Source organism: Caulobacter vibrioides (assembly GCF_002858865.1).
Taxonomy (GTDB): Bacteria; Pseudomonadota; Alphaproteobacteria; order Caulobacterales; family Caulobacteraceae; genus Caulobacter; species Caulobacter vibrioides.
Window position 1 is genome coordinate 160552 of the sequence record NZ_PJRR01000013.1, and the last position, 19708, is coordinate 180259.

At 67.8% G+C, this 19708-nt stretch carries 22 protein-coding genes; 9 read left to right on the forward strand and 13 right to left on the reverse strand.

Annotated features, from left to right (window positions below):
• Window positions 1-11 precede the first annotated feature (11 nt).
• The 3 genes from rfbC to CVUC_RS08980 all read left to right on the forward strand — a co-directional run bounded on the left by rfbC (window position 12) and on the right by CVUC_RS08980 (window position 2871).
• Entirely contained in the window at window positions 12-569 is a 558-nt protein-coding gene (gene rfbC, locus CVUC_RS08970; protein WP_096034616.1) for a dTDP-4-dehydrorhamnose 3,5-epimerase, read from the forward strand.
• A gap of 121 nt (window positions 570-690) precedes the next feature.
• On the forward strand, window positions 691-1593 hold the full coding sequence (locus CVUC_RS08975) for an alpha/beta fold hydrolase (protein ID WP_164468245.1): 903 nt from the start codon (window positions 691-693) through the stop codon (window positions 1591-1593).
• A 75-nt stretch (window positions 1594-1668) separates the two neighbouring features.
• Window positions 1669-2871 (forward strand): threonine ammonia-lyase, encoded by a 1203-nt coding sequence (locus CVUC_RS08980; RefSeq protein ID WP_010921462.1) that lies wholly within the window; start codon window positions 1669-1671, stop codon window positions 2869-2871.
• A gap of 31 nt (window positions 2872-2902) precedes the next feature.
• Here CVUC_RS08980 and CVUC_RS08985 read toward each other — a convergent pair whose 3' ends face one another.
• Window positions 2903-3415, reverse strand: a complete 513-nt coding sequence (locus tag CVUC_RS08985; protein WP_164468246.1) for an FKBP-type peptidyl-prolyl cis-trans isomerase — start codon at window positions 3413-3415, stop codon at window positions 2903-2905.
• 128 nt (window positions 3416-3543) lie between these two features.
• Here CVUC_RS08985 and CVUC_RS08990 point away from each other — a divergent pair, with 128 nt between their 5' ends.
• On the forward strand, window positions 3544-4440 hold the full coding sequence (locus CVUC_RS08990; RefSeq protein ID WP_164468247.1) for a UTP--glucose-1-phosphate uridylyltransferase: 897 nt from the start codon (window positions 3544-3546) through the stop codon (window positions 4438-4440).
• A 57-nt stretch (window positions 4441-4497) separates the two neighbouring features.
• On the opposite strand, the gene queG is transcribed toward CVUC_RS08990, so the two are convergent.
• From queG to CVUC_RS09015, 5 genes are all read right to left on the reverse strand, one after another.
• Window positions 4498-5685, reverse strand: a complete 1188-nt coding sequence (queG, locus tag CVUC_RS08995) for a tRNA epoxyqueuosine(34) reductase QueG (protein WP_096034619.1) — start codon at window positions 5683-5685, stop codon at window positions 4498-4500.
• A complete protein-coding gene (fzlA, locus tag CVUC_RS09000) occupies window positions 5666-6352 on the reverse strand; it encodes an FtsZ-binding protein FzlA (RefSeq protein WP_010921466.1) in 687 nt (228 codons plus the stop codon). Before fzlA ends, queG begins: the two co-directional genes overlap by 20 nt.
• Before the next feature lie 119 nt (window positions 6353-6471).
• Window positions 6472-7923, reverse strand: coding sequence for a D-glycero-beta-D-manno-heptose-7-phosphate kinase (gene rfaE1 / locus CVUC_RS09005; protein ID WP_096034620.1), 1452 nt, complete (start codon window positions 7921-7923; stop codon window positions 6472-6474).
• 62 nt (window positions 7924-7985) lie between these two features.
• Complete coding sequence (locus tag CVUC_RS09010; protein WP_096034621.1) at window positions 7986-8915, reverse strand: cation diffusion facilitator family transporter; 930 nt, start codon at window positions 8913-8915, stop codon at window positions 7986-7988.
• 31 nt (window positions 8916-8946) lie between these two features.
• Window positions 8947-10032: a citrate synthase/methylcitrate synthase gene (locus tag CVUC_RS09015; RefSeq protein WP_096034622.1), complete on the reverse strand. Its 1086-nt coding sequence runs from the start codon at window positions 10030-10032 to the stop codon at window positions 8947-8949.
• 74 nt (window positions 10033-10106) lie between these two features.
• On the opposite strand from CVUC_RS09015, the gene CVUC_RS09020 reads away from it, so the two are divergent.
• Window positions 10107-11285, forward strand: coding sequence for a citrate synthase family protein (locus CVUC_RS09020; protein ID WP_096034623.1), 1179 nt, complete (start codon window positions 10107-10109; stop codon window positions 11283-11285).
• On the opposite strand, the gene CVUC_RS09025 is transcribed toward CVUC_RS09020, so the two are convergent.
• A complete protein-coding gene (locus tag CVUC_RS09025; protein ID WP_096034624.1) occupies window positions 11261-12289 on the reverse strand; it encodes a ligase-associated DNA damage response exonuclease in 1029 nt (342 codons plus the stop codon). The genes CVUC_RS09020 and CVUC_RS09025 overlap by 25 nt on opposite strands.
• A gap of 25 nt (window positions 12290-12314) precedes the next feature.
• On the opposite strand from CVUC_RS09025, the gene CVUC_RS09030 reads away from it, so the two are divergent.
• The 3 genes from CVUC_RS09030 to CVUC_RS09040 all read left to right on the forward strand — a co-directional run bounded on the left by CVUC_RS09030 (window position 12315) and on the right by CVUC_RS09040 (window position 13545).
• Entirely contained in the window at window positions 12315-12815 is a 501-nt protein-coding gene (locus CVUC_RS09030; protein WP_024265987.1) for a PaaI family thioesterase, read from the forward strand.
• On the forward strand, window positions 12812-13231 hold the full coding sequence (locus tag CVUC_RS09035; RefSeq protein ID WP_010921473.1) for a PaaI family thioesterase: 420 nt from the start codon (window positions 12812-12814) through the stop codon (window positions 13229-13231). The genes CVUC_RS09030 and CVUC_RS09035 overlap by 4 nt, the downstream gene beginning before the upstream one ends.
• Before the next feature lie 215 nt (window positions 13232-13446).
• Entirely contained in the window at window positions 13447-13545 is a 99-nt protein-coding gene (locus CVUC_RS09040; protein WP_010921474.1) for a hypothetical protein, read from the forward strand.
• A gap of 81 nt (window positions 13546-13626) precedes the next feature.
• Here CVUC_RS09040 and CVUC_RS09045 read toward each other — a convergent pair whose 3' ends face one another.
• Window positions 13627-14541: a histone deacetylase family protein gene (locus CVUC_RS09045; RefSeq protein WP_096034625.1), complete on the reverse strand. Its 915-nt coding sequence runs from the start codon at window positions 14539-14541 to the stop codon at window positions 13627-13629.
• An 81-nt stretch (window positions 14542-14622) separates the two neighbouring features.
• Between CVUC_RS09045 and CVUC_RS09050 the strand changes: the two genes are divergently transcribed.
• A complete protein-coding gene (locus CVUC_RS09050; RefSeq protein WP_096034626.1) occupies window positions 14623-15477 on the forward strand; it encodes an acyl-CoA thioesterase in 855 nt (284 codons plus the stop codon).
• A 3-nt stretch (window positions 15478-15480) separates the two neighbouring features.
• Here the strand turns inward: CVUC_RS09050 and CVUC_RS09055 are convergent, their stop codons facing one another.
• From CVUC_RS09055 to CVUC_RS09075, 5 genes are all read right to left on the reverse strand, one after another.
• Window positions 15481-16044, reverse strand: coding sequence for an NUDIX hydrolase (locus CVUC_RS09055; RefSeq protein ID WP_096034627.1), 564 nt, complete (start codon window positions 16042-16044; stop codon window positions 15481-15483).
• A gap of 23 nt (window positions 16045-16067) precedes the next feature.
• On the reverse strand, window positions 16068-16649 hold the full coding sequence (gene rimM, locus CVUC_RS09060) for a ribosome maturation factor RimM (RefSeq protein WP_096034628.1): 582 nt from the start codon (window positions 16647-16649) through the stop codon (window positions 16068-16070).
• 56 nt (window positions 16650-16705) lie between these two features.
• Window positions 16706-17203: a 30S ribosomal protein S16 gene (gene rpsP, locus CVUC_RS09065; RefSeq protein WP_010921479.1), complete on the reverse strand. Its 498-nt coding sequence runs from the start codon at window positions 17201-17203 to the stop codon at window positions 16706-16708.
• Between the two features lie 26 nt (window positions 17204-17229).
• The gene (gene ffh / locus CVUC_RS09070; protein WP_096034629.1) at window positions 17230-18756 is read right to left on the reverse strand and encodes a signal recognition particle protein; all 1527 of its coding nucleotides are present in this window, start codon (window positions 18754-18756) and stop codon (window positions 17230-17232) included.
• Window positions 18757-19117: 361 nt separating this feature from the next.
• Window positions 19118-19624, reverse strand: a complete 507-nt coding sequence (locus CVUC_RS09075; RefSeq protein ID WP_164468248.1) for a DUF1993 domain-containing protein — start codon at window positions 19622-19624, stop codon at window positions 19118-19120.
• Window positions 19625-19708: the final 84 nt, after the last annotated feature.

Consider the following 19708-nt stretch of genomic DNA (forward strand, 5'->3'; position numbering starts at 1 on the left):
AGTATCGCGTCATGAAGATCACGCCGTTGGCGATCCCCGAAGTGCTGCTTATCACGCCCGCGCGCCATGGCGATGAGCGCGGCTGGTTTTCCGAGACGTTCCGGCAATCGGCGCTGGAGGAGGCCGGATTCCAGGCCGCCTTCGTCCAGGACAATCACGTGCGTTCGACGACACGCGGCATCCAGCGCGGCCTGCACTACCAGAAGCCGCCGCACGCCCAGGACAAGCTGCTGCGCTGCGTGGTGGGATCGATCTTCGACGTCGCAGTCGACATCCGCAAAGGCTCGCCGACCTTCGGCCACTGGGTCGGGGCCGAGCTGTCGGCCGAGAATCGGCAGCAACTGCTGGTGCCCAAGGGCTTCGCCCACGGTTATGTCACCCTGAGCGACGCCTGCGAGGTGCTCTACAAGGTCACCGACTACTACGCGCCCCAGGCCGAGGGCGGCGTGCGCTGGAGCGATCCGGCCATCGGGATCGACTGGCCGATACCGTTGAACGAGATCACGGCCAATGATCGCGACAACGCCGCCCCGCTGCTGGCGGAGATCGAGACGCCTTTCGCGTACTGAAATCCTCCCCCCAGCGGGGGAGGTGTCCGCGAAGCGGACGGTGGGGGAAGTTCTGGAGGGCCTACCACTTCCCTCTCCGTCGCCTTTCGGCGACACCTCTCCCCTAGGGAGAGGATTTGAGATGACCGCTTTCACCGACCTGTTCTGGAGCTCCCACGACGGCCTGACGCTGCATGCGCGCGACTATGCGCCGGTCGATGCGGCGCGCGGCCTGCCGGTGATCTGCATCCACGGCCTGACCCGCAACGCCCGCGACTTCGAGGACCTGGCCCCGAGGGTCGCCGCCATGGGCCGGCGCGTGCTGGCGGTGGATGTCCGAGGCCGGGGTCTTTCGGCGCGCGACCCGCAGCCGCTGAACTATCACCCCGGGACCTATGCGGCCGACATTGTCGCCTTGCTCGCGGCGACCGAGATCGAGCGGGCGGTGTTCGTCGGCACCAGCATGGGTGGCCTGATCACCATGGTGCTGACCTCACTGCAGCCTGAGGCGATCGCCGGGGCGGTGCTCAACGACGTGGGTCCTGAACTGTCGCCCGTGGGTCTGGCCCGTATCGCCGGCTATACGGGGCTGGCGAGCCGCTTTGCGACCTGGGACGAGGCCGTAGCCTACGCCAGGGCGATCAACGCGGCGGCCTTCCCGGGCTTTGGAGCGCAGGATTGGGACGTCTTCGCCCGCCGCCTGTGCGACCAGGAAGGCGACGGCTTCGTGCTGGCCTATGATCCGGACATCTCCGCCCCGATCAAGGCCGCCGCGCAAGCCGCCGCCAAGACCCAGGCTGAGGGCGGCCAGGCCTTGGCGCCGCCCGACATGTACCCGCTGTTCCGGGCCCTGGCGAAGAACCGGCCGCTGCTGCTGGTTCGGGGCGCCATCTCGGACCTGATCGACATCGATATCGCCGAGCGCATGCGCGCCGTCGCGCCCGAAATGGCCTATGCCGAGGTCCCCGGCGTCGGGCACGCGCCCATGCTGAGCGAGCCGGAAGCCTGGTCGGCGATAGAAAAGCTGCTGCGTGAAGCCCCCTAAGAGACGTGAACGGAACGCCCTGGCGTGCTAGAGGCCCCGCCACGGCAGTTTCTCGCCGCGACAGAAGTGGACGACATGACCCTCGACCTCGCCGCTATCCAGGCCGCCGCCGGCCGTCTCCAGGGCCAGATCGAGCGCACGCCGTGCCGCCACTCCAAGACCCTCTCGAAGATCACCGGCGCCGAGGTGTGGGTGAAGTTCGAGAACCTGCAGTTCACCGCCGCCTACAAGGAGCGCGGCGCGCTCAACAAGCTGATGCTCCTCTCGGAGACCGAGAAGCAGCGCGGCGTCATCGCCGCCAGCGCCGGCAACCACGCCCAGGGCTTGGCCTATCACGGCGCGCGCCTCGGCGTGCCGGTCACCATCGTCATGCCCAAGACCACGCCTTTCGTGAAGGTGCAGCACACCCGCGACTTCGGCGCGACCGTGGTCATCGAGGGCGAGACCTATGACGACGCCAACGCTCACGCCCGCAAGCTGCGCGACGAGCAGGGCCTGACCTTCGTCCACCCGTTCGACGACTACGACATCATGGCCGGACAGGGCACCATCGCCCTGGAGATGCTGGAAGACGCGCCCGATCTGGAGATCCTGCCCGTGCCGATCGGCGGCGGCGGCCTGATCAGCGGCGTGGCCACGGCGGCCAAGGCGCTCAAGCCGGACATCCGCATCATCGGCTGCGAGCCGGCCATGTATCCGTCCTTCACCGCCAAGATGCGCGGCGTCGCCGCCCACTGCGGCGGCCAGACCATCGCCGAAGGGGTCGCGGTCAAACAGGTCGGCGAGCTGACCTATGGCGTCGTTCGCCCGTTGCTGGACGACGTGCTGCTGCTGGAAGAGCCCTATCTGGAGCAGGCCGTCTCGCTCTATTGCAATGTCGAGAAGACCATCGCCGAGGGCGCGGGCGCAGCCTCGCTGGCCGCTTTGCTGGCCTATCCCGAACGCTTCCGGGGCAAAAAGTGCGGCCTGATCCTGTGCGGCGGCAATATCGACACTCGCCTCTTGGCCTCGGTGCTGACCCGCGAACTGGTGCGCGCCCAGCGCCTGGCAAGCCTGCGGATCATCGGTGACGACCGTCCGGGCCTGTTGTCGACCGTCGCCTCGGTCATCGGCGCCATGGGCGCCAACATCATCGAGGTGAACCACAACCGCCTGGCCCTGGACGTGCCGGCCAAGGGCGCGGAGTTCGACATCACCATCGAAACCCGCGACGCCCAGCACACCCAGGAGGTCATGGAAGCCCTGCGCGAGAGCGGCTACCCGCCGCGGGTGGTTTGATCCAAAGCCCTCCCCCTCAGGGGGAGGATTTTCATTCCTTCGGCTTGCCCGGACCGATGCGGTTCACGTCGAGCAGTTCGATCCGGAAGATCATCACGCTGTTGCCCGGGATCGGCCCCTTGTCCTGCGCGCCATAGCCCAGGGCCGGCGGCACATAGAGGATCCACTCATCGCCCGTCTTCATGCGCTGCAGGGCGATGACCCAGGCCGGCACCAGACCGTCCAGCGGGAACACGGCCGGCACGCCGCGCTCGTAGCTGGAATCGAACACCGTGCCGTCGATCAGCTTGCCCTCGTAGTGGACCTTGACCTCGTCGGCCTTGTTCGGGTGCATGCCGCCGTTCGGGCCTTCGCGCACGACCTTGTACTGCAGGCCCTGCGGCAGGGTGACGACGCCCGGCTCCTTGGCGTTCTTGGCCATGAAGGCGTCGGCGGCCGCCAGGTTCTCCTGCGCCTTCTTGCTGGGTCCGCAGGCCGAAAGGGCCAGTCCGGCGGCGGCGAGGGTGACGAGCAGGGCGCGGCGATGCATGGGAACCTCGATCAAAATACGCCGTCCAGCTAACACGCCCTGCCTAGAATTCCACGCTCCGACGTCCCTAAGGGCTTAAGCGACGCGAATTTCACGGAACAGTGGTGGCGCTCATGCGACTTGGCGCCTAGAAACAGCAACCCATGTCCGCAGACGAGATGTCCATGAAACCCGTTCGCAAAGCTGTTCTTCCGGTCGCCGGTCTCGGTACGCGTGTCCTGCCGGGCACCAAGACCACGCCAAAGGAACTGCTGAACGTCGTCGATCGGCCAATTCTTTCCTACATTGTCGAGGAAGGTCGCAAGGCGGGCATCGAACACTTCGTCTTCGTCACCGGCCGCTCGAAGGGCGCGATCGAGGACTATTTCGATCATCAGATCGAGCTTGAGGCGCAGCTGGAAGCCAAGGGCAAGATCGAGATCCTGGAACAGCTGCGCGCCGAGCTGCCCAAGCCCGGCGAGATGAGCTTCGTGCGCCAGATGGCCCCCCTGGGCCTGGGCCACGCCGTCTGGTGCGCCCGTGACATCATCGGCGACGAGCCCTTCGCGGTCATGCTGCCGGACGTCATCGTCGACGCCGAGCGCGCCTGCCTCGGCCAACTGATCGACCTCTACAACAAGGTCGGCGGCGGCAATGTCATCGGCGTCGAGGAAGTGCCGGAAAGCGAGACCCACAAGTACGGCGTCGTTGCGCCCGGCAAGGTCGATGGCCGCATGGCGACCATGACCGGCATGGTCGAGAAGCCGGCGAAGGGCACGGCGCCGTCCAACTGGGCGATCGCCGGCCGCTATATCCTGCAGCCTGAAATCTTCGCCCTGCTGGCCGCCCAGGAAAAGGGCGCCGGCAACGAGATTCAGCTGACCGACTCGATGGCCAAACTGATGCAGGACCAGGCCTTCCACGCCTATGTCTATGAAGGTGTCACCCACGACTGCGGCGACAAAATCGGCCTGCTGCGGGCCAATGTGGCCTTGGCCTTGAAGCGCGCCGACCTGGGCGTCGCCGCCCGGGCGGCGGTTGAGGCGGCGCTGAAGGCCTAAGAATAGATCCTCCCCCCAGCGGGGGAGACGGCTGAAGGCCGGAGGGGGAAGTTCGGGCTATCCGGCTACTTCCCCCTCCGTCGCCTGCGGCGACACCTCCCCCGCCGGGGGGAGGATTTGCCACTCCGCCAGAACGTCGGGGTGGCTGTCGGGGCCTCGCAGCGCCCGCGCCGCGTCTCCGAGCAGGCGACGCGCGGCCCATACCGCCGCGCCACGAACCACGGGCGCTGGGTCGTCGAGCAAAGGCTCGACCACATCCATCAGGCCTGCATCGCCGCTATTGCCGATCGCGTAGAGCACGTTGCGCACGAAGCGGTCGCGGCCGATCCGCTTTATCGGGTTCTTCGAGAACAGCGCCCGGAACGCCGCATCGTCCAGCACCGCCAGTTCGGCCAGGGACGGCTGACGCAAGGCCTCGCGCGCTACCAGCTTGGCCTCGTTCGACAGGCTGGCGAACTTGTTCCACGGGCATACCGCCAGGCAGTCGTCGCAGCCGTAGATCCGATTGCCGAGCGCTGGCCGGAACTCGGCTGGGATCGGGCCGGAAAGCTCGATGGTCAGGTACGAGATGCAGCGCCGCGCATCCAGTTGCCGCGGCGCGGGAAAGGCGTTGGTCGGGCAGACGTCGAGGCACGCGCGGCATGAGCCGCAATGGTCGACCTCGGCGTCGTCCGCAGGCAGGTCCAGGGTGGTCAGGACGCTGCCCAGGAACAGCCACGAGCCGAACTGGCGCGAGACGAGGTTGGTATGCTTGCCCTGCCAGCCCAGGCCCGCGCGCTGCGCCAGGGGCTTTTCAAGCAGCGGCGCGGTGTCGACGAAGACCTTCACCTCTTGGCCAAAGCGGCGGTGCATCCAGCCCGCCAGCACCTTCAGGCGCTTCTTGATCACGTCGTGATAGTCGTCGCCCTGGGCGTAGACCGAGATCGCCGCGCGCGCCGGATCGGCCAGCTGTTCGAGCGGATCGATGTCGGGTCCGTAGTTGACGCCCAGCACCACCGCTGACTTGGCGTCGGTCCACATGGCGGTCGGATGCGACCGCCGCTCCAGCGTCTCCTCCATCCAGCCCATCGCGCCGTGACGCTCGGCCTGGACAAACTCACGCAGCCATTCGCCGTTGGGCCAGGCCTCCGTGGCGCTGGCGAAGCCACAGACGGAAAAGCCGAGCTTCAGGGCCTCGGCGCGGATCTCGTCCTTGATCGCCAAGAGGCTTGCGGGAGGCGTGGGCTCAGAAGTCGAGATCGTCATAGTGCGCGGCCGGCGCGAGGCCGGGCCAGCGGTCGGCCAGGATCGGCCTGAAGCACGGCCTCGACTTGAGCTTCATGTACCACGTCTTGGCCGCCTGGAAGTCCTTCCACGGCACGTCGCCGAAGTAGTCGATCACCGACAGGTGCGCGGCGGCGGCGAAATCGGCCAGGCTCATGCGACGACCCGCCAGCCAGTCGCGAGTCTGCAGCAGGCTCTCGATATAGCCAAGATGCATGCGCAGCGCTTCTCGCCCCTGGCGCAGGGCGGCCAGGTCCGGCGCGCCCATCCGCAGCAGCCGCTTTTCCATCTTCTCGTGAAGCAGGAAGCCGTTGACCTCGTTGTCGAACTTGCGGTCGAACCACTGCAAGAGCCGGCGAGCCTCGGCGCGCTCGGCCGGATCGCGGCCCAAGAGCGGCGGTTCGGTTTCGGTCTCCTCGATATGCTCGAGGATCGCGCGGGTCTCGCAGATCACGAGGTTGCGCTGATGCTTGGTCTCGACCAGCACCGGCGGCATGCCTGACGGGTTCAGGCTGGTGAACTCGGGCGGCATCTCCCAGTAGCGGACCTGCATCTCGACGAACGGCAGGCGCTTCTCGCCCAGCGCCAGGCGCACCTGTCGCGAGGCGGGGTCGAGAGGGAAATGATGAAGAGTACGTTCGACGCTCATGCCCAGGCGCAATCAGGCTGCATCGAAAGAGCGATGCGCCGTTTTGCTTAACAACAGATTGCTGAACCGCGTTTAGTCAGGAAATCCAGCCTATTGCGCGGCGTTTTAGCGTCGCGGTCTCAGCTGTTCATCCGGGCGATGAGGTTCGTCGTGCTCTGACCCTGCTTGAGCTCGGCGAGCACCACCTTGCCCCCGTAGCCCAGCACGACGTCGGACCCCACCACCGTCTCGACCGTATAGTCCGCGCCCTTGACCAGGACGTCGGGTCGGAAGGCCTTGATCAGCTCCAGCGGCGTGTCCTCGTCGAACAGCACGACCAGATCCACCGACGACAGCGAGGCCAGCACCGTGGCGCGGCCCTGCTCCTTCTGAACCGGACGGGTCGGCCCCTTGAGCTTGGAGACCGAAGCGTCGGTGTTGAGGCCGACGATCAGCCGATCACAGGCCGCCTTGGCCTGGGACAGCAACGACACATGGCCCGGATGCAGCAGGTCAAAGCAGCCGTTGGTGAAGCCGACCTTCAAGCCCCGCGCGCGCCAGCCCTCGACGATCCGTTGAGCCTGATCGCGATCGGCGATCTTGATCTCGCCCGGCTCGCCCTGGGCCGAGCTCGCGCACGCCGTAAGCTCGGCGGCGGTGACGACGTCGGTGCCGAGCTTGGCCACCACCAGCCCGCCCGCCAGATTGGCCAGCTGAGCGGCCTGCGCCAGGCCGGCGCCGGCGGCGACCGCCAGGGCCAGGGTCGCCGCGACGGTGTCGCCGGCGCCCGACACGTCGAACACCTCGATCGCCGTCGCCGGCAGATGGATCGGCGCCTGGTTCCGCACCGCCAGGGTCATGCCTGCGCCGCCGCGGGTGATCAGGGCCGCTTGCAGGCCCGGCGCCATGGCCAGGATCGCCACGCCGGCGTCTTCCGAAGCCGCATCGCTGTTCTCGACGATCCCGGTGGCCTCGGCGGCCTCCTTGCGGTTCGGCTTGATCAGGGTCGCGCCGTCATAGCGCGCGAAGTCGCGGCTCTTGGGATCGACGATCACCGGCTTGCCGGCAGCCTTGGCGGCGTTGATCGCGCCCCGGACCACCGCCGGCGTCAGGACCCCCTTGGCGTAGTCGGACAGGACGACGACATCGGCAGAGGCCAGTCTGGCCTCGAACGCCGCCAGCAGGGCCGCGCCGTCGCCCGGGCTGCGGCCCTCGCGGTCGACCCGCAGCATCTGGTGCGAGCCGGAGATGTAACGGACCTTCTCGGTCGTGCGTCGCGCGGGGTCGACCACCAGCTCAGCCTCCAGGCCCGCCTCGGCGTCGATCATCCCGCGCAGCGCCGCCCCGGCGTCATCCTGGCCGACGAGCCCAATCAGCACCGCCTTGGCGCCCAGCGCCGCGACGTTGCGCGCGACGTTGCCGGCGCCGCCCAGCATGGCCGTTTCCTTCTCGACCGCGATCACCGGCACCGGGGCCTCGGGCGAGATGCGGTCGACCGCGCCGTAGATGAAGCGGTCCAGCATCACGTCGCCGAGCACCAGCACGGTCTTGCCGGCGAAGGCGCGGGGCAGGTGAGCAAGGGCGTCGTCCATGGGGGTCCTTCGAAGGTCTCGCGGCGCTTTTGCCCCCGTCGGGGCGCCTTGGGCAAGCGTCGTCAGTCGTGTTCGACCTCTGAGAACAGCCCGCCGTGTTTCTCAGCGAGCCCGCGCGGATCGCCGTGGATGATCAGGTCCGCAGCGGGGAAAGCCGCCAGTACCCGGTTCTCCGCCGCAACGATGATCGCGTGAGCCTCGGCCAGCGAGATGTCCCCGGCGAGGTCGGCGTGCATCTGGATGTGGATGTAAGGACCCGAGGCCCGCGTGCGCAGCTGATGGACGCCCAGGACATTGGGATCGGCGGTGACCAGGGCGACGATCTTCGTACGATCCGCGTCCGGCAGCTCGTGGTCCATCAGCTGGTGCGACGCTTCGCGGAACACCCCGACCGCGCCCCAGATCAGCCACAGCGCCACGATCAGGCCCGCCGCCGCATCCACCCTGGGCAGGCCAAGCCACGCCGCAGCGCCCACGCCGACCAAGGCGACGGCGTTCGAGGCCAGATCGGCGGCGTAGTGGGCCCGATCGCCCGAGATCGCGATCGAGCCGCTGGCCTTGACCACCCGCGTCTGGGCGGTGATCAGGGCGAGCGTCAGTACAATCGAGATCGCCATGACCGCCACGCCGGCCAGGCCATGCTCGACGGGCTGCGGATGGAGCCAGGCGTTGATGGCTTCACGCCCGACCAGGGCTCCGGAGGCGAAGACCAGACCGCCCTGCATCAAGCTGGAGAACGCCTCGGCCTTGCCGTGCCCGAAGCGGTGCTCGGCGTCCGGCGGTTCGGCCGCGTAGCGCACCGCATAGACGGTGATCAGCGACGCGATGAGGTCCAGCGCCGAGTCCGACAGCGACGCCAGAATCGCCACCGAGCCGCTGGCCTGCCAGGCGATCGCCTTGACCACGATCAGAATGGCGGCCGTAGCGACCGACAGCATCGCCACGCGCTGGGTGGCTTTGCGGATTTCGGGCGATGCGGCGGAGGGCGACATGCTCCCTCTCTACCGCACTCAACGCCGAAGGCTAAGCCGCGACGCGGACCTCGGGTCCGACATAGACCGATTGGGGCCGGATCAGGCGGCCGCCAGCCAGCTGTTCGCGCGCATGGGCCAGCCAGCCGGCGACGCGCCCCATGGCGAACACGCAGGTGAAGCTGGACGGCGGCAAACCCAGCGCCTCGAGCAGCAGGGCGGTGTAGAACTCAACATTGGTGTCGAGCGGGCGATCGGGCTTGTGCTCGCGCAGGATCTCGAGCGCGGCGCGCTCCACGGCCTCGGCGAAAGCCAGCCGGCCCGGCAAACCGCCAGACGCGCTGGACAACCGACGAACGGCGGCCTTCAAGGCGTCGGCGCGGGGATCACGGACGCGGTAGATGCGGTGGCCAAAGCCCATCAGCCGGTCGCCGCGCGCCAGGGCCCGCTCCAGCCAGGGCCGGGCGTTTTCCGGGGTTCCAATCGCGTCCAGCATGTCGATGACCGGTCCCGGCGCGCCGCCGTGCAGCGGACCCTTCAGCGCCGAAAGGCCGGCCAGAACCGCCGAGGTGAGACCTGCGCGGGTCGAGGCCACCACCCGGGCGGCGAAGGTCGAGGCGTTGAGACCATGGTCGCAGACCGTCACCAGATAGGCGTCGAGCGCGGCGGCTTCGGCGTCGGTCGCCGGGACGCCTCGGATCATCCGCAGGATGTCGGCGGCGTGCGACAAGGCCGGATCGGGGGCGATCGGCGCATCCCCGTTGGCGACCCTCAGAACGGCCGGCGTGAAGACCGCCGGCGCGGCGATCAGCCTCAAGGCTGTCTTCAGGTCGTCACCGTCCGGAATCCGCGCCAGCAGCGCGCGCAGGGCTTCGACCGGATCGCGTCGCGCCAGGCCCTCATCCAGGGCGGCCACCTCGGCGAACACGCCGACGCGCGCCTCGCCTAGCGCCGACGAAAGATCGCTGGGCGCGTCGTCGAAGAAGCCGTCGAGCAACAGGTGGGCGGCGTCCTCGAAGCGCGTGCGGCCCGCGAGATCCTCGACGACGTAGCCGCGGATCACCAGGCGCCCGTGCGCGCCATCGACATCGGAAAGAACAGTTTGGGCGGCGATCACGCCCTCAAGACCATCAGACATGCGCGGTCTCCTTTCGCGGCGAAGGAGCGCCTCACCGTCTTGATGGTCAATCTTGATCAATATAATCAATCTATATGGCTGACTGGTTGGACGCAGAGCAGGTGCTGGAGCGGCTGGGGATCCGGCCGCAGACGCTCTACGCCTATGTCAGCCGCGGGCGGATCGAAGCGGCGGCGCACCCCAGCGACCCCCGCCGCAGCCTCTATCGCGCCTCCGACGTCGCGGCCCTGGCGCGCAAGAAAGCGCGCGGCCGGCGCGTCGCGGACGTCGCCGCCGAGGCGATCGCCTGGGGTGAGCCGGTGCTGCCCTCGGCCATCACGACCGTGAGCGGTGGCAAGCTCTGGTATCGCGGCGAGGACGCGGCGGGTCTCGCCGACCAGGGCCTGGCGCTCGAGAATGTCGCGCGCCTGCTACGCGGCGGTCACGGGGCGGCGCTGAAGGCGTCAAGCCGGCCGCCGCCGCCCGCGACGGACAGCGCGCGGTCGCGCCTGTTCCTGACCCTGGCTGAACGCGCGGGGCGGGAGCCCCCCGCCCGCGGCCGCGCCCCGCTGGCCCTGGCCATGGAGGCCGCCGACCTGCTGGATGCGATCGTCGACGCCGCGACCGGCCAGGCGGGCGACGGACCTGCTCACCAGCGCTTCGCCCAAGCCTGGAACCTGACCGCGGACGGCGCCGACCTGGTCCGGCGCGCGCTGGTGCTGATGGCCGATCACGAGCTGAACGCCTCGACCTTTGCGGCGCGCGTGGCCGCCTCGACCGGCGCATCACTTTCGGCGGCCTGTCTGGCGGGCCTGTCGGCGCTGTCTGGGCCTTTGCACGGCGGCATGGCGGCGCGGGTCGAGGCCCTTGTCGAAGAAGCTGATCGACGGGACGCCGCCCGCGCCGTCTCGTCGCGCCTTGAGCAGGGCGCCAGCCTGCCTGGCTTCGACCATCCGCTCTATCCCGGCGGCGATCCGCGCGCCGCGGCATTGCTGGCGAGGTTCGAGCCCCCTGAGCCGTTGACGGCGCTTTGGCAAGCCACCCGCGCGGCGACGGGTCTAGCGCCCAATATCGACTTCGCGCTGGTCGCCCTGGCGCGGGGCCTCGCCCTGCCGCAGGACGCGCCCTTCATCCTCTTCGCCACGGCGCGCAGCGCCGGATGGACCGCCCACGCCATCGAACAGCTACAGACCGGCCGCCTGATCAGGCCTCGCGCCCGCTACATCGGGACCGTCCCAAGCGCCGCGGGCTACTCGCCCTCCTCATCCTCATAGCCCACCAAGCGCAGGGCTCGAGCCGGTATGCCCTCCAGCTGACACCAGCGCTCCAGGGCCTCCTCGCGCCCGTGGGTGATCCACACCTCGCCGGGCCTCAGCTCATCCAGCGTGCCTGTCAGTTCGTCCCAGTCCGCGTGATCCGACAGGATGAGCGGCAACTCCACGCCGCGCTGCCGCGCCCGGGCGCGCACCCGCATCCAGCCCGAGGCGAAGCAGTCGACGGGGTCGGGGAAACGGCGCGACCAGCGATCGGCGATGGCGCTGGGCGGGGCGATGACGATCTGGCCCGCAAAGGCGTCCTTCGGCCCCGAGGCCGTAGCCGGCGCCAACGGCCCCAGATCCACGCCATGGGCCTCGTAGAGCGCGTTCAAGCGCTCCAGCGCGCCATGAACGTAGATCGTCTTGTCCCAACCGGCTTCGCGCAGCAGGCGGATCACCCGCTGGGCCTTGCCCAAGGCGTAGGCCCCGACAAGGTGGCAACGGTCCGGGAACTGCGCGACCGACGACAGCAGGCTGCGGATCTCCCCCGCATCGTCCGGATGGCGGAAGACCGGCAGGCCGAAGGTCGCTTCGGTGATGAACACGTCGCAGGGCACGGGCTCAAACCGCGCGCAGGTCGGATCGCGACGGCGCTTGTAGTCGCCGGAGACCACCATGGTCAGACCCTTCCAGCGCACCACGGCCTGGGCCGACCCCAGGACGTGACCTGCGGGAACCAGCGTCACCGAGACCCCATCGCGCGTGAAGCTTTCACCGTAGGGGATCGGCTCACGGCGACCGGCGAAGTCCTCGCCGTAGCGGACCGCCATGATCGCCAGGGTTTCCGGCGTGGCGGCGACCACGCCGTGTCCAGCGCGGGCGTGATCGGCGTGACCATGGGTTACCACCGCCCTGTCCACGGGACGGACCGGGTCGATATAGAAGTCTCCCGGCGGGCAGTAGAGGCCTGCTGGCCGGGGACAGAGAAGGTCTTCGGGCTTGATCACGTCTGGATATGACAACGCCTTAAGCGCTAAGCCTATCGGTATGAGCGATCACGAACAGACAAAACTCATCGCCACGGCGATGAACGAGGGTAGCCCTCAGGCCAAGGCCTTGGGGTTCACCACCCTGGAGATCGGCGATGCGGTCGCCCTGCTGAAGGTCCCCTATCGCCCCGAGATCATCGGCGATCCAGAAACCGGCGTCATCGCCGGCGGCGTCGTCACCACCTTGCTGGATCACGCCAGCGGTCAGGCGGTCCACGCCGCGATGGAGACCTGGACCTCGATCGCGACCCTGGACCTGCGGATCGACTATATGCGCGCCGCCGAGCCTGGCCTCGACGTGATGGCCCGCGCCCATTGCTACAAGCTGACCCGCTCGGTGGCCTTCGTCCGCGCCGTGGCCTACGACCGCGATCCCGAGGACCCGATCGCCACGGGCCAGGCGACCTTCATGCTCGACTCCAGCGCGGGCAAGAAGGCCGGAGCCAATCTGAAACCCTCGCGCCAACAGCGCTCCAAGACCGGAGGGGTCGACCAATGAACGACGCCGACACCCGCCTCGTCTCGGTGCTGGACTCGATCCCCTACGCCCGTTTTCTCGGTATCAAGGCCGAACTGGCCGGGGATGAGATGACCGCTGTGCTGCCGTTCGCCCAGCACATCGTCGGCAATCCGATGCTGCCCGCCATCCACGGCGGCGTCCTGGGCGCCTTCATGGAGATGACGGCCCTGGCCCAGCTTTCCGTGGCCGCCCCGATGAAGCGCCAGCCGCGCACGATCGACGTCTCGATCGAGTACCTGCGCTCTGGCCGTCCGCAGACCACCTACGCCCGCGCCAGCATCAAGAAACTGGGCCGTCGCATCGCCAATGTGCACGTCGAGGCCTGGCAAGAGACGAGATCCGCCCCGATCGCGACCTTGCGTGGACTGTTTCTGGTCGCCCCCAGCGAGGATTAAAGCCGCAGACCCGATGCAGGCCGCTTCAGGGGGAAAAGTTTCCCGCGAAACGACCTTGTGCGATCACATTACACCGCTGTAACCTCGATTACGTGCGTCAACGTTCCTTAAATCGGCGTCATGAAGCAAGAGTAACGTGTAATAACCATGGGGCGGACCTATATCCCTCTCATCGGACGCCAACGGGGCGGCCGAAGAAAAAAGGGATCAAGACCATGACCATGAAGACCAACGCCGTCGCCGGTATCGCTTCGCTCTTCCTCGCGGTTCTGCCGCTCGTCGTCATCGCCGGTTCGCTCGCCTCGAGCCTGTAAGTGATCGCCGCGTACCTCTCGTCGGGCGCCGCTCCAACCGGAGCAGGCCCGACGGAGATGGCGATGAGAAATCGCCCAAGACTATAAAGAACAAAGACTTTTCGCCGTCCGATGCAGGATGGCGTGGCGCGCCGCCAGACGATCGATATCCGCGTCGTAGCCGCCGCCGATGACCCCGACCACCGGGATCTCCGAGGAAAGACAAGCGCCCAGGACATAGGCCTCTCGCCGCGCGAGACCCTCATCGGTCAGCGCCAGGCGACCCAGCTTGTCGTCCGCATGCGGATCGACCCCCGCGTTGAAGAAGACGATATCCGGCCGGACGCTGATCAGCAGCGCCGGCAGGATCTCCTCCAGCTTGGCCAGGTAGGCGCCGTCATCGGTTCCGTCCGGCAGCTCGATATCCAGATCGCTGCTTGCCTTGCGGTGCGGGAAGTTCTTCTCCGCATGCATCGAGAAGGTGAAGACGCTGGGATCGTTCTCGAAGATCCGCGCCGTGCCGTCGCCCTGATGCACATCCAGATCAACGACCAGCGCCTTGCCGATCGCGCCTTCGGCCAGCAGCCGTCGCGCCGCCACCGCCACATCATTGAACACGCAGAAGCCGGCCCCACTGTCCGCCGCCGCATGGTGGCTACCGCCCGCCGTGTTGCAGGCCACCCCGTGCGCCAACGCCAGACGCGCTGCCAGCAGCGTCCCGCCCGTGGCCGCCCGCGCCCGGGTCGCGACGCTTTCGGTGTTGGGCATGCCGATCCGCCGCACGATATCGGGCGGTAGAGAGAGCTCGATCACACCCCGCACATAGTCTTCGGAATGAGCCAGACATAGCGTCTCGACATCCACCGGCTCAGGCCGCGCAAAGCCATCGGGTCCGGCCACGCGCTCGGCCTCCAGCAGGGCGGCCAGGCGCGAGAACTTGTCCATCGGAAAGCGATGGCCCGCCGGCATTTCGGCGCGAAAGGCGGGGTGGTGGACGATCGGTGGCGGTGCGGACATGCCTTCACGATGGGGAGCGCGGCCGCGTGACGCAAGGAGACGGGTTGCGGCGCCGCAAAACGCGGCTTATCGCAGTGCGCCATGCAGACGACCGAGAACCTCGCCGACATCCTGGACCTCGAACCGATCGAGGTGAACCTGTTCCGGGGCGTCAGCCCCAATGACGGCTTCCCCCGCATCTTCGGTGGCCTTGTCATCGCCCAGGCCCTGCTGGCGGCCTACAAGACGGTGCCCGACCGGGTCTGTCACTCGCTGCACGCCTATTTCATCCGCCCGGGCGACGTCACAGCCCCCGTGCTTTACGAGGTGGAACGCGCCCGCGACGGCGGCACCTTCACCACCCGCCGCGTCGCCGCCATCCAGCACGGCGAGCAGATCTTCAACCTGGCCGCCTCGTTCCAGACGCCGGAAGACGGCTTCGAGCACCAGTCGGAGATGCCCGCCTCGGTGGATCCGGAAAGCCTGCCCACCGAGGCGGACTTCCTGCGCAGCCTCGGCGACCAGATCCACCCCAAGATGGTGGCCATCGCCGAACGCCCCCGGCCGGTCGATATCCGCTGGATCGATCCGCAAAACCCGATCGCGCCGGTCAAGAAGTCCGGCACCAAGCAGGTCTGGATGCGCGCCAAGGCGCCGCTGGGCGAAGACGTGAAGATGCAGCAGGCCGCCCTGGCCTATGCATCGGACATGGCGTTCATGGAAAGCGCCCTGCGCCCGCATGGCCTGATCTGGACCACGCCCGGCATCCAGGCCGCCAGCCTGGACCACGCCATGTGGTTCCATCACCCGTTCAACTTCAACGACTGGACCCTGTTCGCCCAGGACAGCCCCAGCGCCTCGCAGGGACGCGGCCTGGTGCGCGGCCAGATGTTCAGCCAGGACGGAAAGCTCCTGGCCTCGGTGGCGCAGGAATGCCTGATGCGGGTGCGGAAGTAGGGCCTAGACGGGCTCGATTCGCGCCACCCCGGCGGCGGCGAGGCCCCGAAGCAGGGCGCTGGTCTGCATGCCGACAGTGAGTTCGCCGGCCAGGGCCATGCGGATGGCCTCGGCGGTCGAGACCCAGAGAGTCTCGATGCGCTCTGTCGGGTCATCCTTGGGCTCGGCCACGCGGACCACATCGCGGGCGAGCACAATGTGAGTGCGATTGCTGTGGGTGCCGGCGTTCGGACGGCTCTCCCCGACCAGACTGAAGGTTCCGGTAAAGCCGGTTTCCTCAAGCAGCTCGCGGGCCGCCGCCGCGATCGGATCGGTCTCGCCGGGGTCCATGCCGCCGGCCGGCAGTTCGGTGGAGATGTCGCCAAGGCCGTGGCGATACTGACGAACCAGCAGCACATTGTTGTCGGCGTCCAAAGCGATCAGCTCGACCCAGTCGCGATACTCCAGAACATAGTAGGGCGCGACGACTGCGCCTTCGTCGGTCACGCAGTCGTCGGCGCGCAGGCTGATCCAGCGGTCCTTGTGGATGTAGCGCGAGGCGGTGACCCGCCATTTACCGTCCGACATCGCTTGGGCCTCCTGGCGGCGGATCAGTCCCGGTCGCCCAGCTCTTCGTTTTCGTCCAGGCCCTTTTCCTCTGGCCCCTCATGGTCGCCCACGAGCGCCGGAGGATCGGCCAGGATCAGACCTTCGCTGACTTTGACTTCGGGGACAGCCGCCCGCGTGAACGGCAGGTACCAAGTCGGGCCGCCGAGATCCGGCGTGATCTCGAGAATATCGCCGGCGCCGAAGTTCTGAACGCTTTTTACGCGGCCCAGCAACTGGTCGGTCTGGATGTGGCGAACGGTGAGACCGACGAGGTCGGTCAGGTAGAACTCGTCCTCCTCCGGCTCTGGCAGGGCCGAGCGGGGGACGTAGAGCCGCAGGCCGCGCAGGGCGTCGGCGGCTTCCTTGGTTTCAACCCCGGGACAGCGGCAAACCACGCCGTCCTTGGTCTTGCGGGCCGAAGCGATGGTCAGGGCCGGCGAGCCGTCCTGGCGCTTCAGCGCCTTGAAGCCCGCGATGCTCATCGGGTCTTCGGTATAGGTCGTGATCCGCACCTCGCCGCGCACGCCAAAGCCGCCGGCCACGCGGCCGACCAGGATCAGCGGATCGTCGGGAGATACAGCCATGGTCCGGACAGAGTCGCGCCGCCGTCTCGAAAGAAACGGCGGCGCTGGAACCCTGATTAGCCTTCGGCGGCTTCTTCAGCCGGAGCTTCAGCGGCCGGAGCCTCTTCAGCCGGGGCTTCTTCAACGGCCGGAGCCGCGGCGGCGGCGGCGGCGGCTTCAGCAGCGGCGGCCTTTTCAGCTTCGGCGGCGGCCTTGGCGTCGGCTTCGGCTTGCTTGCGCTCTTCTTCACGCTGAGCGCGCTCGGCCAGACGCTCTTGCGCCTTCTTGCCCGGCTTACCCTTTTCCGGGTTGTTGCCGTGCGTCCAGGCGACGAGGCCTTGGGCGGCCAGGAAGCGGGCGACGCGGTCGGTCGGCTGGGCGCCCTTCTTGAGCCACTCCTGGATCGACTCGACCTTCAGGGTGACGCGGTTGGCGTCGTCCTTCTTGAGGAGCGGATTGTAGGTGCCGACCTTCTCGATGAAGCGGCCATCGCGCGGCGAATGGCTGTCGGCGACGACGATCGAGTAGTACGGACGCTTCTTGGCGCCGCCACGGGCGAGACGGATCTTCAGCATTTCGGTAGTCCTTAAGGTCTAAAGTTCTATTTCTTGAACGGGTTGAAGCCGGGCAGGCCCAGGCCGGAGAGAGGGTTGGGCTTGGCGTCGCCGCCACTCCCGAGGCCCGGCAGACCGGGCAGCCCCGGGAAGCCTTGGCCCCCCGCTGCATTAGGATCAGGCGTCGGCATCTTGCCGCCGCCCAGGTTCTTGAGACGGGCCATGTCGCCGCCGCCCATCATCTGGGCCATGCGGGCCAGGCCCTTGCCGCCGTCCTTGGACATGGCCTTGAACATGTCGGCCATCTGGCGGTGCTGCTTGAGCAGACGATTGACCTCGGCCACGTCGACGCCCGAGCCGGCCGCAATGCGGCGCTTGCGCGAGGCGGCGAGAATGTCGGGCTTCTTGCGCTCTTCCTTGGTCATCGAGCTGATGATGGCCTGCTGGCGACGGAAGATGCTGTCGTCGACGCCGCTTTCGGCGATCTGCTTCTTGACCTTCTGGACGCCCGGCAGAAGGCCCATGATGCCTTCCATGCCGCCCATCTTCTGCATCTGGCGCAGCTGGGCGGCGAGGTCGTCCAGGTCGAACTTGCCCTTGGCCAGCTTCTTGGCCATGCGCTCGGCTTCGGCCTGGTCGAGGTCGGCCGCGGCCTTCTCGACCAGAGCCACGACGTCGCCCTGGCCCAGGATCCGACCGGCGACGCGGCGGGCATCGAACACGTCCAGCTGGTCGATCTTTTCGCCGGCGCCGAGGAACTTGATCGGCAGGCCGGTGACGTGGCGCATCGACAGCGCCGCGCCGCCCCGGCCGTCGCCGTCGGCGCGGGTCAGGATCAGGCCCGTCAGCGGCAGGCGCTCGTGGAAGGCCTTGGCCGTGCGCACCGCGTCCTGACCGGTCAGGCTGTCGGCGACCAGGATGGTCTCGGAGGGGCTGGCGATGCGGGCGATTTCCGCCGCCTCGCTCATCATCGACTCGTCCAGCGTGGTGCGGCCGGCGGTGTCGAGGATCAGAACGTCATAGCCACCCAACTTGGCGGCGGTCAGGGCGCGCTTGGCGATGTCCGGGGCGCTTTGGCCGGCGACGATCGGCAGGCTCTCGACCTCGACCTGTTTGGCCAGCGTCGCCAGCTGCTCCATGGCGGCCGGACGACGGGTGTCGAGCGAGGCGACCAGCACCTTCTTGCGCTCGGTCTTGGACAGGCGCAGCGCCAGCTTGCCGGTGGTGGTGGTCTTGCCCGAGCCCTGCAGGCCGGCCATCAGGATCACCGACGGCGGGTTCAGCGCCAGGTTCAGGCCCGTGGGGGCCTCGCCGCCCAGCATGTCCACGAGGCCGTCGTAGACGATCTTGACCACCTGGTCGGCCGGCTTGACCGAGCGGATGACCGCCTCGCCCGAGGCCAGTTCCTTGGCCTTGGAGATGAAGTCCTTGACCACCGGCAGGGCGACGTCGGCCTCGAGCAGGGCGACGCGGACCTCGCGCAGCGCCTCGTCGATGTCCTTTTCGGACAGCACGCCGCGACCGCCGAGGCGTTCAAAGACGCCGGAAAGTCGCTCTGTAAGGCCGTCGAACATGTCGAACCCTGAATAGAACCAAAGCTCCAAACGCGATCAGCCCCCGTGGACGATCACGTCGACGGGGGTCCTCGCCGTCCTCGTCCGGATGGATCCTGCGCTAACAGGCCGGGGTCGTGACGGTGGAGGCGCTGCTGATAAAGCGCCGGAAGCCGGGGCTTATGGCTGAAAACCAGGCGAGAGTCAAAAGCACCCCTCCATCCGACCTTGCCGGCGACACGTCAGTGCGGCGCAGCCAATACCAGGATCCAGATGGAAGAGCGTTTGGTTATCCGCCAAGAGCACGGAGTTCTTCCAAACCGCCCCGTCGCTATGAGATCTGGGCCCCGGCATTCGCCGGGCAGATCGGATTTGAAAGGGGTTACGCCATGCCCAGATAGTCGCGCTTGCCGACCTCGACGCCGTTGTGGCGCAGGATCGCGTAGGCGGTGGTCAGGTGGAAGAAGAAGTTCGGCTGGGCCTGACCCTGGAAATAGGCCAGACCCTTGACCACGCTGGTCTCGCCGCGACGGGTCAGGGTGATGTCGCGGTCCTCGGCGCCGGCGAAGGCGGCCGGGTCCAGGCCCTCGACATAGGCGATGGCGCGGTCGATGCGGGCGATCAGCTCGGCGAAGCTGGTCTCGACATCGTCCCAGGCCGGAACCTCTTGGCCGACCAGACGCGCGCAGCAGCCCTTGGCGAAGTCGGTGGCGATCTGCACCTGGCGGATCAGCGGGAACATGTCGGGATAGAGCCGCGCCTTCAGCATGGCGTCGGCGTCCCAGCCCTTGGCCTCGACCTGCGCGGCGGCCTTGGTCAGCACGCCTTTCAAGCCTTTCAGGCCCTGAACGAAAACGGGGACGCTGGCCTGGTGCATGGAAAGGGTCATGGAAGCTCCGCTTGAACGTGTGGCGCACAGATAGGGCGGCGAGAGCCCGACGGGAAGCGTGCGGCCTATCGCCAAGAAAAAGGG

Bases quoted from the DNA above. Each gene is read 5' to 3' on its own strand.
- rfbC (WP_096034616.1), top strand. From the start codon at position 12: ATGAAGATCACGCCGTTGGCGATCCCCGAAGTGCTGCTTATCACGCCC.
- CVUC_RS08975 (WP_164468245.1), top strand. From the start codon at position 691: ATGACCGCTTTCACCGACCTGTTCTGGAGCTCCCACGACGGCCTGACG.
- CVUC_RS08980 (WP_010921462.1), top strand. From the start codon at position 1,669: ATGACCCTCGACCTCGCCGCTATCCAGGCCGCCGCCGGCCGTCTCCAG.
- CVUC_RS08990 (WP_164468247.1), top strand. From the start codon at position 3,544: ATGTCCGCAGACGAGATGTCCATGAAACCCGTTCGCAAAGCTGTTCTT.
- queG (WP_096034619.1), bottom strand. From the start codon at position 5,685: ATGACGATCTCGACTTCTGAGCCCACGCCTCCCGCAAGCCTCTTGGCG.
- fzlA (WP_010921466.1), bottom strand. From the start codon at position 6,352: ATGAGCGTCGAACGTACTCTTCATCATTTCCCTCTCGACCCCGCCTCG.
- rfaE1 (WP_096034620.1), bottom strand. From the start codon at position 7,923: ATGGACGACGCCCTTGCTCACCTGCCCCGCGCCTTCGCCGGCAAGACC.
- CVUC_RS09010 (WP_096034621.1), bottom strand. From the start codon at position 8,915: ATGTCGCCCTCCGCCGCATCGCCCGAAATCCGCAAAGCCACCCAGCGC.
- CVUC_RS09015 (WP_096034622.1), bottom strand. From the start codon at position 10,032: ATGTCTGATGGTCTTGAGGGCGTGATCGCCGCCCAAACTGTTCTTTCC.
- CVUC_RS09020 (WP_096034623.1), top strand. From the start codon at position 10,107: ATGGCTGACTGGTTGGACGCAGAGCAGGTGCTGGAGCGGCTGGGGATC.
- CVUC_RS09030 (WP_024265987.1), top strand. From the start codon at position 12,315: ATGAGCGATCACGAACAGACAAAACTCATCGCCACGGCGATGAACGAG.
- CVUC_RS09035 (WP_010921473.1), top strand. From the start codon at position 12,812: ATGAACGACGCCGACACCCGCCTCGTCTCGGTGCTGGACTCGATCCCC.
- CVUC_RS09040 (WP_010921474.1), top strand. From the start codon at position 13,447: ATGACCATGAAGACCAACGCCGTCGCCGGTATCGCTTCGCTCTTCCTC.
- CVUC_RS09045 (WP_096034625.1), bottom strand. From the start codon at position 14,541: ATGTCCGCACCGCCACCGATCGTCCACCACCCCGCCTTTCGCGCCGAA.
- CVUC_RS09050 (WP_096034626.1), top strand. From the start codon at position 14,623: ATGCAGACGACCGAGAACCTCGCCGACATCCTGGACCTCGAACCGATC.
- CVUC_RS09055 (WP_096034627.1), bottom strand. From the start codon at position 16,044: ATGTCGGACGGTAAATGGCGGGTCACCGCCTCGCGCTACATCCACAAG.
- rimM (WP_096034628.1), bottom strand. From the start codon at position 16,649: ATGGCTGTATCTCCCGACGATCCGCTGATCCTGGTCGGCCGCGTGGCC.
- rpsP (WP_010921479.1), bottom strand. From the start codon at position 17,203: ATGCTGAAGATCCGTCTCGCCCGTGGCGGCGCCAAGAAGCGTCCGTAC.
- ffh (WP_096034629.1), bottom strand. From the start codon at position 18,756: ATGTTCGACGGCCTTACAGAGCGACTTTCCGGCGTCTTTGAACGCCTC.
- CVUC_RS09075 (WP_164468248.1), bottom strand. From the start codon at position 19,624: ATGACCCTTTCCATGCACCAGGCCAGCGTCCCCGTTTTCGTTCAGGGC.